Raw genomic sequence first — 13,633 nt, 5'->3', positions numbered from 1 at the left:
ATGGACAGCAGGATCATGGACGTTCTCGGCGACCGCGCGTGCGAACTGGGACCAACGCCGGAGGCTGGCGTCTACAGAAACTTCAAACTCACCCGCGACGCCGACGGCATCGCCTGGCTGCTGTTCGACCGCGCCGGCACCAGCGCCAATACGCTGTCGGCCGAGGTGCTGGAGGAATTCGACACGGTGCTGACGGCGCTGGAAGGCCAGCGGCCGGCCGGCCTGGTCATTCGCTCCGCCAAGCCGTCCGGCTTCATCGCCGGCGCCGATGTCAACGCGTTTCGCGGCGCCACCGATGCTGCCGCCGTGGAGAGCGAGATCGGCCGGGCGCATGCGGTGATCGACCGGCTCGACGCGCTGAAGATCCCGACCGTCGCCGTCATCCACGGCTTCTGTCTCGGCGGCGGTCTCGAAGTGGCGCTGGCTTGCCAGTCGCGCATCGCGATCGAGGACGCACGTTTTGGTTTCCCCGAGGTGATGCTCGGCCTGCATCCCGGCCTCGGCGGCACCGTGCGCTTCACGCAGCTGGTCAATCCGATGCAGGCGATGACGCTGATGCTCACCAGCAAGACCATCGACGCGCGCAAGGCGAAGGCGCTCGGCCTGGTCGATGCCGTCACCCAGGAGCGCCATGTCCGCAATGCCGTCCGGGATGCGGTGTTCGGCCGGCTGAAGCGCGCCCGGCCGGGACTGCTCAATAAGCTTCTGAACTTTTCGCCGGTGCGCGGCATTCTGGCCTCGCGCATGGTGGTGGAAGCCGGCAAGGCGGCGCCGCGCGAGCACTATCCGGCGCCCTATGCGTTGATTGCGTTGTGGGAGAAGCACGGCGGCGATCGCGCGGCGATGCTGGCGGCGGAGAAGACGTCGTTCGCAAGGCTGATGGTGACGCCGACAGCGCAGAACCTGATCCGGGTGTTTTTCCTGCGCGAGCAGATGAAGAAACTCGCCGGCTCGGGTCACGCGATCAAGCATGTCCACGTCATCGGCGCAGGCGCCATGGGCGGCGATATCGCGGCGTGGTGCGCCAATCAGGGCCTGCGCGTGACACTGGCCGACATGAAGCCGGAGCCGATCGCCGGCGCCGTCAAGCGCGCCGCGGATCTGTTCGGCAAGATCATCCGCAAGCGCACCGATGTACGCGACGCGCTGGATCGCCTGATCCCCGACATGGACGGTGAAGGCGTGCGCTCCGCCGATCTGATCATCGAGGCAGTCAGCGAAAAGCTCGAACTGAAGCAGAAGGTCTATGCCGGCATCGAGCCGCGCATGAAGCCGGGCGCCATCCTCGCCACCAACACTTCGAGCATACCGCTGGAAGATCTGCGCACCACGCTGACAAAGCCGGAGCGGCTGCTCGGCCTGCACTTCTTCAATCCGGTATCGCGGCTGCAACTGGTGGAAGTCGTCAGCCACGATCGCGTCGATCCCGCTTTGCTGACCCGGGCGCTGGCCTTCGTCGGGGCCATCGACCGGCTGCCGCTGCCGGTCAGGAGTTCACCGGGCTTTCTCGTCAACCGCGCGCTGACGCCCTACATGCTCGAGGCGATGGTGATGCTTGACGAGAAGATCGACAAAACCACCATCGATGCGGCGGCCGAGCAGTTCGGCATGCCCATGGGGCCGATTGAACTGGCTGATCAGGTCGGACTCGATATCTGTCTCGCGGTCGGCGATATGCTGCGCTCCAAGTTCGGCGACCTGCTGCCGCCGACGCCGGCGTGGTTGCGGGAAAAGGTGGCCAAAGGCGAACTCGGCCGCAAGACGGGCAAGGGCTTCTACGTCTGGAAGGACGGCAAGGCCGACAAGACATCGCCCAGAGAAGGTGCGCAACCGACCGCGGAAATGATCGACCGCCTGATCCTGCCGATGTCGAATGTCTGCGTTGCCTGTCTGCGCGAGGGCATCGTCGGCAGTGCCGATGTGGTCGATGGCGCAATGATCTTTGGAACCGGCTATGCGCCGTTCCGCGGCGGTCCGCTAAACTATGCGCGAGAACGCGGCAAGGAAAACGTCGTGGTCAAATTGCACGATCTGTCGGAAAAGTTCGGCCCGCGCTTTGTGCCGGATGCCGGTTGGGAGAATTTCACATGACTCAATTTGCGGCAGGCGGCGCTCATGTCTGAGTCATCGACGAAGCGGGCGGCCGATCCGACGACGGAACCAAACGGCGATCTGACCATCCGAACGCTGGCCATGCCGGCCGACACCAACGCGAACGGCGACATCTTCGGCGGCTGGCTTCTCAGCCAGATGGATATCGGCGGCGGCATTTTCGCCTCCAAGACCGCGAAGTCGCGCACTGTGACCGTGGCCATCGACGCCATGAACTTTCGCAAGGCCGTGTTCGTCGGCGACGTTGTCTCCGTGCATGCCACACTGGTGCGGATCGGCAGGACGTCGATCACCGTGCATATCGAGGCATGGGTACTGAGGCGCAACGAGAGCCACTCGATCCTGGTGACCGACGGCCATTTTACTTACGTCTCGATCGACGATCACGGCCGGCCGCAGACCATCAACCGGGACGGCCAGCCGCTATCGGCCTGACCGTCTTAGGAACCTTTGCGTACCGTCGCCGTTAGTGGCCCGGATTATGCATTAACGTTGCGTATACGGGGGCCGCCATGTCAGACACCTATATTATCGAAGTCAGTTCGCAGGCCGCGGGAATTGTCGTTCGTAATCCCGAGGGCTACCGGTTCTTCGCCGCGTCACACCGTTTTAACGCCATGGAGGGGCAGCTGTTTCGCAATGCGCGCGAAGCCGAGCGCGCTGCCTTTCTGTTCGCCAGCCAGGGCTTCCCTGCGGCTGAGGGCTTTCCTGCGGCTGCGGTGGTCTCCGCAGCCTGAACGGGCAGGCTGTTTTGCCGCCCCTCTCCTTGCCGGGTGAGGGGAAACAAGCCGGTGAGGCCAGCCGCGTTGACGATCGCCGGCAACCGCCTCACCATGCGCGCCTCGCCAGAGGTGCATCGTGACCGGACTCAGCCATCGCCAGACAGAAATTCTGAATATTGCCCGCGCCACCGGTCGGGTGATGGTGGACGATCTCGTCCGCCGCTTCGAGGTCTCGGCGCAAACGATTCGCAAGGATCTCAATGACCTCTGCGATCAGCGTTCGCTGACACGGATTCACGGCGGCGCGATCATTGCCTCCGGCGTGGAAAACCTCGCTTACGAAGCGCGCCGCTTTGTGGCCGCCGAGGAAAAGCGCGCGATCGGCATCGCCGCGGCGGCGCAGATTCCCAACGGCAGTTCGCTGTTCATCAACATCGGCACCACCACCGAAGAAGTCGCCAATGCGCTGACGGCGCATGAGGACCTGCTGGTGATTACCAACAACCTCAACGTGGCGATGATGCTGTATCGCCATCCGCGTATCGAGGTGATCGTTGCCGGCGGCACCGTCCGGCGCTCCGACGGCGCGGTGATCGGTTCCACCGCCATCGGTCTGATCGGGCAGTTCAAGGTCGATTATGCCATCATCGGCGCCTCGGCCATCGACGGGGAGGGCGCGCTGCTGGATTTCGACTACCGCGAGGTGCAGGCCGCGCAGGCGATCATGGCCAATGCCCGCAGCATCATGCTGGTCGCCGACTCCACCAAGCTGCGGCGTACCGCGGCGGTGCGCATTGCCCATCTCAGCCAGATCCAGACCTTTGTCACCGACTTAGCCCTGCCTGCCGGGCTGCAGGCGATCTGCCAGGCGCGTGGCATCCAGGTCATCGAAGCGCTGTCGGGCTCGACCGGGGAACCCGACGAAACCGGAAACGATGCTCCCCTGCGCAGGAAAAAGCAGGCTAGCTCTCCAAAAGGCGGTTGCTTTCGCTTTTGGTTGTGATTTACTGAAAACCGAAAGCCAATCGCTGAATGCGAAGGTTGGGCGTCTGATGGCGCCGACCAGTTGGCGCAGGGGGAGTTCGGGTGGGTCAGGTTTTCGACCTCGCTATTATCGGTGGCGGCGTCAACGGTTGCGGCATTGCCCGCGATGCTGTGGGCCGAGGCAATTCCGTTTTCCTTTGCGAAATGAATGATTTGGCCAGTGGCACCTCGTCCTGGTCGACCAAGCTCGTGCACGGCGGGCTGCGTTATCTGGAATATTATGAGTTCCGGCTGGTGCGCCACGCGCTGATGGAGCGCGAAATCCTCTGGCAGATCGCGCCGCACATCATTCGGCCGCTGCGTTTCGTGCTGCCGCACCATTCCGGGCTGCGGCCGGCCTGGTTTCTCCGGCTCGGCCTGTTTCTCTATGACCATATTGGCGGCCGCAAATTGCTGCCGCCGACCCGCACCCTCGACCTAGCCCATGACGGACTAGGCAAGCCGCTTGCGCCCGGCCGCTTCCGCCGGGGTTTTGAATATTCCGATTGCTTCGTCGACGATGCCCGTCTGGTGGTGCTGACCGCGCGCGACGCCTTCGACCGCGGCGCCGACATCCGCACCCGCACCCGCGCCACCGCGGTCAGTCAGGTCGACGGAATCTGGCAGGTCACCATCGAGGACACGGTCAGCGGAGAGCGCAGCACGATCCGCGCCCGCGCGCTGGTCAACGCAGGCGGTCCCTGGGTGGAGAAAATTCTGGCGTCAGGCGCCGGGGTCAACGCGAAGGCCAAGGTAAGGCTGGTGCAGGGCTCGCACATTGTGGTGCCCAAACTCTATGCCCACGACCGCGCCTACATCTTCCAGAACGCAGATGGTCGCATCGTCTTTGCGATCCCCTATCAGGATGACTTCACCCTGATCGGCACCACCGATCTGGACTATCAGGGCGACCCCGCCCAGGTGAAAATCTCCGCCGACGAGATCAGCTACCTCTGCACATCCGTCAGTGAATATCTGGCAAAGCCCGTCAAGCCGGAGGACGTGGTGTGGACCTATTCCGGCGTTCGCCCGCTCTATGACGACGGCGCCAACGAGGCCAAGGCGGCCACGCGCGACTACGTGTTCGAACTGGACCTGCCCGGCGGCGCGCCGCTGCTGTCGATCTATGGCGGCAAGATCACGACCTATCGCCGGCTCGCCGAAGAAGCGCTGCAGAAGCTGGCGCCCTGGTTGAAAGGCACCAAGGCGGCCGAAGGCTGGACCGCGACGGCGCCGCTGCCCGGCGGCGACTTCGATGTCTCCGCGGTGGACGCGCTGATCGCCGAGCTGCGACGCGACTATCCATTCCTGACACCGGGCCATGCCGACCGGCTCGTCCATGCCTATGGCACGCGCGCGCACAAATTGCTCGGGCAGGCGGCATCGATGGCGGACCTCGGCCAGGACTTCGGCGCCACATTGACGGAAGCCGAAATCAGATACTTGATAGAGAACGAGTGGGCGGTGACGGCGGACGACATCGTGTGGCGACGCTCCAAGCTGGGATTGCGTCTGTCGGCGGCGGAGGTCGCGGCGCTGGAGGGCTGGCTTGCCGCCCGACGTGACGCGCCTAGGCCTGCAGAGCGAGCAGCGAGAGTGCAGACATGACCATCACCCTTGACCATGTCTCGCGCGCCGTGGATGGCATTCCCACCATCCGCGACGTCTCGTTGACGCTCGAAAGAGGCGCCCTGAGCGTCCTGCTCGGCCCCACGCTCGCCGGCAAGACATCGATCATGCGGCTGCTCGCCGGCCTGGACAAGCCGACGCAAGGCCGCGTCCTCGTCGATGGTAAGGACGTGACCGGCATTGACGTGCGCAAGCGCTCGGTGGCCATGGTCTATCAGCAATTCATCAACTACCCCTCGCTGACGGTGTACGAGAACATCGCCTCGCCGCTGCGCGTGCAGGGCAAGCCGAAGGCCGAAATCGAAAGCCGCGTGCGCGAGGCCGCGAAGCTTCTGAAGCTCGAGCCCTATCTCGATCGCACGCCGCTGCAGCTGTCCGGCGGCCAGCAGCAGCGCACCGCCATCGCCCGCGCCCTGGTCAAGGGCGCCGACCTCGTGTTGCTCGACGAGCCGCTGGCCAATCTCGACTACAAGCTGCGCGAGGAATTGCGTACTGAATTGCCGCGCATCTTCGAGGAATCCGGCGCGATATTTGTGTACGCCACGACGGAGCCGTCCGAGGCGCTGTTGCTCGGCGGCCGCACCGTGTGCCTGTGGGAGGGCGAGGTGCTGCAGATCGGCGAGACGTCGAAGGTCTATCGCCGTCCGGAGACCCTCAAGGTCGCCGAGGTGTTTTCCGATCCGCCGCTCAACGTGGTCGCCATCGAGAAGAAGAACGGCACGGTGCAGTATGCCGGCGGCGGGCAGGCGCCCGCCAGCGGGCTCTATGCGGACCTGAGCGACGGCGCCTACCGCGTCGGTTTCCGTGCGCACCAGCTGGAACTGGCCAACGGCATCGCCGGCCGCCACGCCTTTCCCGCCACTGTGACGGTGACCGAAATCACCGGCTCGGAAAGCTTCGTGCATCTGAAGCGCGACGCCTCCAACTGGGTGGCGGTGCTGCAGGGCGTGCACGAATTCGCGCCGGGTGATGTGCTCGACGCGGTGCTCGATCCCGACAATCTTTTCATTTTCGATGCCGACGGCCGACTGGTCGCGGCGCCAGAGGCGATGAGGAACTAGCGCCATGGCCCGTATCGATCTGGTCGATCTCGCACAGTCCTATGGCGGCCCCGATGCCGCCCCGGATTCCTATGCGCTGAAGCCGGTCTCGATGACCTGGCGGCAGGGCGGCGCCTATGCGCTGCTCGGCCCTTCCGGCTGCGGCAAGACCACATTGCTCAATCTGATCTCCGGGATCGTCGCGCCGACACGCGGCCAGATCCTGTTCGACGGCGTCGATATTACGCCGCTGTCGACGCAGAAGCGCAACATCGCGCAGGTGTTCCAGTTTCCGGTCATCTACGACACCATGACGGTGGGAGAGAATTTGGCGTTTCCGCTGAAGAATCGCGGCGTGCCGAAGCCCGAAATCGACAAGCGCGTGGCCGAAATCGCGGAGCTGCTTGATCTTACGCCGGTTCTCACCCGCAAAGCCACACGGCTGACGGCCGATGCCAAGCAGAAGATTTCGCTCGGCCGCGGTCTGGTGCGGTCCGACGTTGCGGCGGTGCTGTTCGACGAGCCGCTGACGGTGATCGATCCGGCGCTGAAATGGGAGCTGCGCTCGAAGCTGAAGGCGCTGCACCGCGCGCTGGATCTCACGATGATCTATGTCACCCACGACCAGACCGAAGCGCTGACCTTCGCAGATACGGTGGTGGTGATGCATGACGGTCGCGTGGTGCAGGCCGGCACGCCGGAAGAACTGTTCGACCGGCCCGCGCATACGTTTGTCGGCTATTTCATCGGCTCTCCGGGCATGAACATCGTGCCCGCCCGCGTAGAGGGCCGCGAAGCCCGCATCGATGGCCACACGATCGCGCTGCAGCGCAGTTACGATCGCCTGCCGGCCGGCGCGAAGATCGAAGTGGGCGTGCGTCCGGAATTCGTCCATGTGGCGGCTCCGGGACCGGGGCGGCTTTCGGCGACCATCGAGCGGATCGACGATCTCGGCCGCGTGCGCTTTGCGCGGGTGCGGGTCGGCGATGTCAAGTTCTCGGCCCGGGTGCCGGCGGATTTTTCGATCTCCGGCAGCGAGGCGGGCCTGGTGTTCGATCCGGCGCGTGTTCACATCTATGCCGACAGCCGGCTGGTCGAGGGAGTCGTCTGATGGACAAGACCGTCAACCAGAAGGCCTGGTTCCTCGTGCTGCCGGTGTTTCTGGTGGTGGCGTTCTCCGCGGTGCTGCCGCTGATGACGGTGGTCAACTATTCGATCCAGGATACGTTCGGCAACAACCAGTTCTTCTGGAACGGCGCCGGCTGGTTCAAGGAGCTGCTCGATCCGAGCTCCGATCTCGGCGGGCGCTTCTATGCCTCGCTGTGGCGCAATCTGGCTTTCTCCGCGATTATCCTCGCCATCGAGGTGCCGCTCGGCATCGTCGTTGCGCTGTCGATGCCGCGCGAGGGCTGGCGGGTCGCCGCCTGCCTCGTGATCATGGCGCTGCCGCTGCTGATCCCGTGGAACGTGGTCGGCACCATCTGGCAGATCTTCGGCCGGCCGGACATCGGCCTGCTTGGCTATACGCTCAACCATGTGGGCATGGACTACAATTACGTCTCCAACGAGTTCGATGCCTGGGCCACGGTCATCGTGATGGACGTCTGGCACTGGACCAGCCTGATCGCACTGCTGTGCTATGCCGGTCTGAAGTCGATCCCCGATGCCTATTATCAGGCGGCGCAGATCGACGGCGCCTCGCGCTGGGCCGTGTTTACTGCGATCCAACTGCCGAAACTGAACCGCGTGTTGCTGATCGGTGTGTTGCTGCGCTTCATGGACAGTTTCATGATCTACACCGAACCGTTCGTCGTGACCGGAGGTGGCCCGGGCAACTCGACCACCTTCGTCTCCATCGAACTGGTCAAGATCGCGCTCGGGCAGTTCGATCTCGGCAAGGCCGCGGCGCTGTCGCTGGTCTATAATCTGATCATCCTGATCGTCTGCTGGATTTTCTACACCGTGATGACCAATGTCGGGGTCGATCGCGGTCACCGAGAAGGAGCGGTCTGATGCATTCAATCCCCGGCCGTCGCCTGATCCTGTCGCTGTACCTCGTCTTCCTGCTGCTGCCGATCTATTGGCTGGTCAATATGAGCTTCAAGACCAACGGCGAGATCGTCTCGACGATGACGCTGTGGCCGCATCTGCCGACGCTGGAAAACTACATCCGGATCTTTACCGACGAGAGCTGGTATTCCGGCTACATCAATTCGTTGAAATACGTGGTGATCAATACGATCATCTCCATTTCCTTCGCACTGCCCGCAGCCTATGCGTTCTCGCGCTATCGTTTCCTTGGCGACAAGCATCTGTTCTTCTGGCTGCTGTCCAACCGGATGGCTCCGGCTGCGGTCTATGCGTTGCCATTCTTCAATCTGTATTCTGCGATCGGCCTGTTCGATACGCCTTGGGCGGTGGCGCTGGCGCATTGCCTGTTCAACGTCCCGCTGGCGGTATGGATCCTGGAAGGTTTTGTCTCCGGCGTGCCGCGGGAGATCGACGAGACCGCGTTCCTCGACGGCTATTCATTTCCGAAGTTTTTCGTCAAGATCCTGGTGCCGCTGATCGCCTCGGGCATCGGCGTCGCCGCCTTTTTCTGCTTCATGTTCTCCTGGGTCGAACTGCTGCTGGCCCGTACGCTGACCTCGGTCAATGCCAAGCCGATCGCGGCGGTGATGACTCGTACAGTTTCTGCCGCCGGCATGGACTGGGGCCTGCTCGCTGCTGCGGGTGTGCTCACCATCATTCCGGGTGCGCTGGTGATCTGGTTTGTCCGCAATTATATCGCCCGCGGCTTTGCGCTGGGCCGGGTGTAGGAGGACAACATGGAAAACATCGCATGGATGGCTTGGACACCGCCGACCGCAATCTTCTTTGCGCTGCTGGCGATGACACTGGGCACGATGACCTGGCTCGCAGCGGTCTATCCCGAGGCTGAGCGCGTCGGCATTCTGAGGATTCCCACCACCCGCGGCGATCGCCTGTTCGTGTCGCTGATCGTGGCGGCGGTCGTCCATCTGCTGTGGATCGGCTTTGTCGGGACCGACCCGATCGCCACGCTTCCCATCGGGGAAGAGGGACTTGGGATTTCGAGCCTGTGGCTCGCGACACTGATTTCGCTGGCTCTGGCCGTCGGCATTTTCCGCACGGTCTGAACCACGAAGACGACCAGGAGCGGGATCAACCCGGGCCTGCAGTAATGCTGCAACGGAGGAAGCAAATGAAACACATGACAAGACAACGCAGTCGTGTCCCCACGGTGCGCTTGATGATGACCAGCGCCGCCGCGCTGATCGCCGGATCGATCACGCTGGCAGCGCCGGCCCTCGCCGACGATGCCGCGGCGCAGAAGTGGATCGACACCGAGTTCCAGCCCTCGACGCTCTCCAAGGCCGATCAGCTGAAGGAACTGCAGTGGTTCGCGAAAGCCGCTGAGCCGTTCAAGGGCATGGAGATCAATGTCGTCTCCGAAACCCTGACGACGCATGAGTATGAATCCAAGACGCTGGCCAAGGCGTTCTCCGAGCTGACCGGCATCAAGCTCAAGCACGACCTGATCCAGGAAGGCGACGTGGTCGAGAAGCTGCAGACCCAGATGCAGTCCGGCAAGAATGTCTATGACGGCTGGATCAACGACTCCGATCTGATCGGCACGCATTTCCGCTACGGCCAGACCATCGCGCTGTCGGACTACATGACCGGCGAGGGCAAGGACGTCACCGATCCCATGCTCGACGTCAAGGATTTCATCGGCACGTCGTTCACCACCGCGCCCGACAAGAGGATGTATCAGCTGCCCGACCAGCAGTTCGCCAACCTTTACTGGTTCCGGTACGACTGGTTCACCAATCCCGACTACAAGGCCAAGTTCAAGGCCAAGTACGGCTACGATCTCGGCGTCCCCGTGAACTGGTCGGCCTATGAGGACATCGCCGAGTTCTTCACCAACGACATCAAGGAGATCAACGGCGTCAAGGTCTATGGCCACATGGACTACGGCAAGAAGGATCCCTCGCTCGGCTGGCGCTTCACCGACGCCTGGCTGTCGATGGCCGGCAACGGCGACAAGGGCCTGCCGAACGGCCTGCCGGTCGACGAATGGGGCATCCGCATGGAAGGCTGCCGTCCGGTCGGCTCGTCGATCGAGCGCGGCGGCGACACCAACGGTCCGGCGGCGGTCTATTCGATCGTCAAATATCTCGACTGGATGAAGAAATATGCCCCGCCGCAGGCGCAAGGCATGACTTTCTCGGAATCCGGTCCGGTGCCTGCCCAGGGCAACGTCGCCCAGCAGATGTTCTGGTACACTGCCTTCACCGCCGACATGGTCAAGCCCGGCCTGCCGGTGATGAATGCGGACGGCACGCCGAAGTGGCGGATGGCGCCGTCGCCACATGGTGCGTACTGGAAGGAAGGCATGAAGCTCGGCTATCAAGACGTCGGCTCGGCAACCCTGCTGAAGTCGACCCCGGCCGATCGCCGCAAGGCCGCCTGGCTGTATCTGCAGTTCATCACCTCGAAGACGGTGAGCCTGAAGAAGAGCCATGTCGGCCTCACCTTCATCCGTGAAAGCGACATCTGGGACAAGTCGTTCACCGAGCGCGCGCCCAAGCTCGGCGGTCTGATTGAATTCTACCGTTCGCCGGCCCGCGTGCAGTGGTCGCCGACCGGCAACAACATCCCGGACTATCCGAAGCTGGCGCAGCTGTGGTGGCAGAACATCGGCGATGCGTCGTCCGGTGCGAAGACGCCGCAGGCGGCGATGGACTCGCTGGCGGCAGCTCAGGACTCGGTGCTCGAGCGACTTGAGCGGTCCAAGGTTCAGGGCGAGTGCGGACCGAAGCTGAACAAGAAGGAGACGGCTGAGTACTGGTACGCGAAGTCTGCCAAGGACGGCAACATCGCGCCGCAGCGCAAGCTTGCCAACGAGAAGCCGAAGGGCGAGACGGTCGACTACGACACGCTGATCAAGTCATGGCCGGCCACCCCGCCGCAGAAGCGCGCGTCGAACTGAGGCGTCTTGTTTCCCTCTCCCCGTCGGGGAGAGGGAGCGCAGCAGTACCAAACAACAAAAAGGCCGGGAGCGATCCCGGCCTTTTCATGTCGCGCCCAGCAATTGCCGTCACCCTCACTTGTCGTCACCCGCGAAGGCGGGTGACCCAGTAAACGCAGCTGTCAGCGTTGCGAATGCGGACCGTGGTGTTTACTGGATCCCCGCTTTCGCGGGGATGACAGCCATTGGGTGCGGTTAGGAGAGCCGGACGTGGGCTACTCCGCCGCCTGCTTCTTCTCGGCCAGCGTCGGATAGTCCGTGTAGCCCTTGGCGCTGCCGCCATAGAACGTCGCCTGGTCCGGCTTGTTGAGCTCCGCGCCGGTCTTGAAGCGCTCGACCAGGTCGGAATTGGCGATGAACAGCTTGCCGAACGCGATCAGGTCGGCTTCACCGGCCGCCAGCACCTTCTCCGCCAAAGCCAGGTCATAGCCGTTGTTGGCGATATAGGCGCCCTTGAAGCGCTTGCGCAGGGACGCGTAGTCGAACGGTGCGATGTCGCGCGGACCGCCGGTGGCGCCCTCGACGACGTGGATGTAGACCAGCTTCTCGGCATTGAGGCCGTCGACGACGTAGTCGAACAGTTTCTGCGGCTCGCTGTCGAGCGCAGCATCGTTGGCCGGGGTGACCGGCGAGATGCGGATGCCGGTGCGTTCGGCGCCGATTTCCTCGGCCACCGCTTTGGCGACTTCGAGAATCAGCCGGGCGCGGTTCTCGATCGAGCCGCCATATTCGTCGGTGCGCTTGTTGGTCGAGTCGCGGGCGAACTGCTCGAGCAGGTAGCCGTTGGCGGCGTGGATCTCCACGCCATCGAAGCCGGCCTCGATCGCGTTCTTCGCAGCCTTGCGGTAGTCCTCGATCAGGCCGGGGATTTCCGATAGCTCAAGGGCGCGCGGCTCGGAGGTCTCGGTGAACGTGTTGTTGACGTAGGTCTTGCCCTTGGCCTTGATTGCCGACGCTGAGACCGGCGCTCCGCCGTTCGGCTGCAGGCTGGTGTGCGAGATGCGCCCGACGTGCCAGAGCTGGATGAAGATATGACCGCCCTTGGCGTGGACTGCATCGGTGACTTTCTTCCAGCCGGCGACCTGCTCCTTGGTGTAGATGCCGGGCGTGTCCTGATAGCCTTGGCCCTGCTGCGAGATCTGGCTTGCTTCGGTGATCAGCAGGCCGGCGGTGGCGCGCTGGGCGTAGTATTCCACGGCAAGCGGGTTGGGCACGAAGCCTTCGATCGCGCGGTTGCGCGTCAGCGGCGCCATGACGGTGCGGTTCGACAGGGTGATCGGGCCGAGCTTGTAGCTCTCGAAGAGTTTGGAAGCGCTCATGTTGTTGTTCCGGAAAAATGGGGAATAGGCTGGAATTGTGCATTGCGATGCGGGTTGGCAATGGCTGGCCGGCCGGGATTTTCATGCAGGACAATCGATCTGCAAGCAGGCCGCGACAGAGAACAAAATGACTTCCGGCCACAGCAGCGATGGCCGAAAGCAATTGTCACGCGACTGTCACCAGCCACGGTTCCGCATCAGTTGGCGCCGAGAAAGTCGCGCTTGCCGATCTCGACGCCGCACATGCGCAGGATGCCGTGGGCCGTCGTGGCATGGAAGTAGAAGTTCGGCAGCGAGAAGCTGGTGAGATATTGCTGGCCCTTCAGCGTCATGGTCTTGCCGCCGCCGATCGGGAAGGTGATCTCGCGGTCTTCCGCGCCGTCGAACAGCGACGGCTTGACGCTTTTACGTAGTCGGCGGTCTTGGCCAGCCGCTGCTTGAGTTCGCCGAAGGTTGTCTCGGTATCCGGGAACGACGGCACCTCGCCGCCGCTCAGGCGTGCAGACCCCCGCACGGCATGATCGCAGGTGATCTGGATCTGCTTGCTCAATGGCAGCATGTCCGGAAACAGCCGCGCAGCCAGCAGCACCTCGGGCTGGATCTTCTTTGCCTGCGCATAGGCGTCGGCCTTGTCGAGCAGTCCGGACAGGCTGGAGAGGATCTGCAGGTAGGCGGGGACGGCGGAATCGTAGAATGACATATGAGGCTCTTTCGCGGTGTTTCGGTCGGCAG

Annotated in this window: 12 protein-coding genes and 1 pseudogene; 11 read left to right on the top strand and 2 right to left on the bottom strand. The window is 63.3% G+C overall.

From position 1 onward, the window contains the following. From ONR75_RS29700 to ONR75_RS29650, 11 genes are all read left to right on the top strand, one after another. Positions 1-2,091: a 3-hydroxyacyl-CoA dehydrogenase NAD-binding domain-containing protein gene (locus ONR75_RS29700; RefSeq protein WP_265080403.1), complete on the top strand. Its 2,091-nt coding sequence runs from the start codon at positions 1-3 to the stop codon at positions 2,089-2,091. A 24-nt stretch (positions 2,092-2,115) separates the two neighbouring features. Next, a complete protein-coding gene (locus ONR75_RS29695) occupies positions 2,116-2,547 on the top strand; it encodes an acyl-CoA thioesterase (RefSeq protein WP_265080402.1) in 432 nt (143 codons plus the stop codon). 77 nt (positions 2,548-2,624) lie between these two features. Beyond that, positions 2,625-2,849, top strand: coding sequence for a hypothetical protein (locus tag ONR75_RS29690; protein ID WP_265080401.1), 225 nt, complete (start codon positions 2,625-2,627; stop codon positions 2,847-2,849). 121 nt (positions 2,850-2,970) lie between these two features. Then, entirely contained in the window at positions 2,971-3,837 is an 867-nt protein-coding gene (locus tag ONR75_RS29685) for a DeoR/GlpR family DNA-binding transcription regulator (RefSeq protein ID WP_265080400.1), read from the top strand. 83 nt (positions 3,838-3,920) lie between these two features. Beyond that, entirely contained in the window at positions 3,921-5,465 is a 1,545-nt protein-coding gene (gene glpD, locus ONR75_RS29680; RefSeq protein ID WP_265080399.1) for a glycerol-3-phosphate dehydrogenase, read from the top strand. Next, complete coding sequence (locus tag ONR75_RS29675) at positions 5,462-6,547, top strand: ABC transporter ATP-binding protein (RefSeq protein WP_265080398.1); 1,086 nt, start codon at positions 5,462-5,464, stop codon at positions 6,545-6,547. The genes glpD and ONR75_RS29675 overlap by 4 nt, the downstream gene beginning before the upstream one ends. A gap of 4 nt (positions 6,548-6,551) precedes the next feature. After that, entirely contained in the window at positions 6,552-7,637 is a 1,086-nt protein-coding gene (locus ONR75_RS29670) for an ABC transporter ATP-binding protein (RefSeq protein ID WP_265080397.1), read from the top strand. After that, positions 7,637-8,539, top strand: a complete 903-nt coding sequence (locus ONR75_RS29665; RefSeq protein ID WP_265080396.1) for a carbohydrate ABC transporter permease — start codon at positions 7,637-7,639, stop codon at positions 8,537-8,539. The genes ONR75_RS29670 and ONR75_RS29665 overlap by 1 nt, the downstream gene beginning before the upstream one ends. After that, positions 8,539-9,345, top strand: coding sequence for a carbohydrate ABC transporter permease (locus ONR75_RS29660; protein ID WP_265080395.1), 807 nt, complete (start codon positions 8,539-8,541; stop codon positions 9,343-9,345). Before ONR75_RS29665 ends, ONR75_RS29660 begins: the two co-directional genes overlap by 1 nt. 9 nt (positions 9,346-9,354) lie before the next feature. Continuing rightward, positions 9,355-9,684: a DUF2160 domain-containing protein gene (locus ONR75_RS29655; protein ID WP_265080394.1), complete on the top strand. Its 330-nt coding sequence runs from the start codon at positions 9,355-9,357 to the stop codon at positions 9,682-9,684. A gap of 65 nt (positions 9,685-9,749) precedes the next feature. Further along, positions 9,750-11,543, top strand: coding sequence for an ABC transporter substrate-binding protein (locus ONR75_RS29650; protein WP_265080393.1), 1,794 nt, complete (start codon positions 9,750-9,752; stop codon positions 11,541-11,543). Positions 11,544-11,797: 254 nt separating this feature from the next. On the opposite strand, the gene ONR75_RS29645 is transcribed toward ONR75_RS29650, so the two are convergent. Further along, the gene (locus ONR75_RS29645; RefSeq protein WP_265080392.1) at positions 11,798-12,901 is read right to left on the bottom strand and encodes an alkene reductase; all 1,104 of its coding nucleotides are present in this window, start codon (positions 12,899-12,901) and stop codon (positions 11,798-11,800) included. A 197-nt stretch (positions 12,902-13,098) separates the two neighbouring features. Next, a pseudogene (locus tag ONR75_RS29640) lies at positions 13,099-13,601 on the bottom strand (DUF1993 domain-containing protein). Positions 13,602-13,633: the final 32 nt, after the last annotated feature.

Origin of the sequence: Rhodopseudomonas sp. P2A-2r, from assembly GCF_026015985.1 — a bacterium.
Classification (GTDB): Bacteria; Pseudomonadota; Alphaproteobacteria; order Rhizobiales; family Xanthobacteraceae; genus Tardiphaga.
Note: the sequence above shows the minus strand (reverse complement) of the source record. Positions and strands in the feature narration are given on the sequence as shown.

What these genes read in the sequence shown, in the direction of transcription:
- ONR75_RS29700 (WP_265080403.1), top strand. Translation starts at nt 1, where the DNA reads ATGGACAGCAGGATCATGGACGTTCTCGGCGACCGCGCGTGCGAACTG.
- ONR75_RS29695 (WP_265080402.1), top strand. Translation starts at nt 2,116, where the DNA reads ATGTCTGAGTCATCGACGAAGCGGGCGGCCGATCCGACGACGGAACCA.
- ONR75_RS29690 (WP_265080401.1), top strand. Translation starts at nt 2,625, where the DNA reads ATGTCAGACACCTATATTATCGAAGTCAGTTCGCAGGCCGCGGGAATT.
- ONR75_RS29675 (WP_265080398.1), top strand. Translation starts at nt 5,462, where the DNA reads ATGACCATCACCCTTGACCATGTCTCGCGCGCCGTGGATGGCATTCCC.
- ONR75_RS29670 (WP_265080397.1), top strand. Translation starts at nt 6,552, where the DNA reads ATGGCCCGTATCGATCTGGTCGATCTCGCACAGTCCTATGGCGGCCCC.
- ONR75_RS29665 (WP_265080396.1), top strand. Translation starts at nt 7,637, where the DNA reads ATGGACAAGACCGTCAACCAGAAGGCCTGGTTCCTCGTGCTGCCGGTG.
- ONR75_RS29660 (WP_265080395.1), top strand. Translation starts at nt 8,539, where the DNA reads ATGCATTCAATCCCCGGCCGTCGCCTGATCCTGTCGCTGTACCTCGTC.
- ONR75_RS29655 (WP_265080394.1), top strand. Translation starts at nt 9,355, where the DNA reads ATGGAAAACATCGCATGGATGGCTTGGACACCGCCGACCGCAATCTTC.
- ONR75_RS29650 (WP_265080393.1), top strand. Translation starts at nt 9,750, where the DNA reads ATGAAACACATGACAAGACAACGCAGTCGTGTCCCCACGGTGCGCTTG.
- ONR75_RS29645 (WP_265080392.1), bottom strand. Translation starts at nt 12,901, where the DNA reads ATGAGCGCTTCCAAACTCTTCGAGAGCTACAAGCTCGGCCCGATCACC.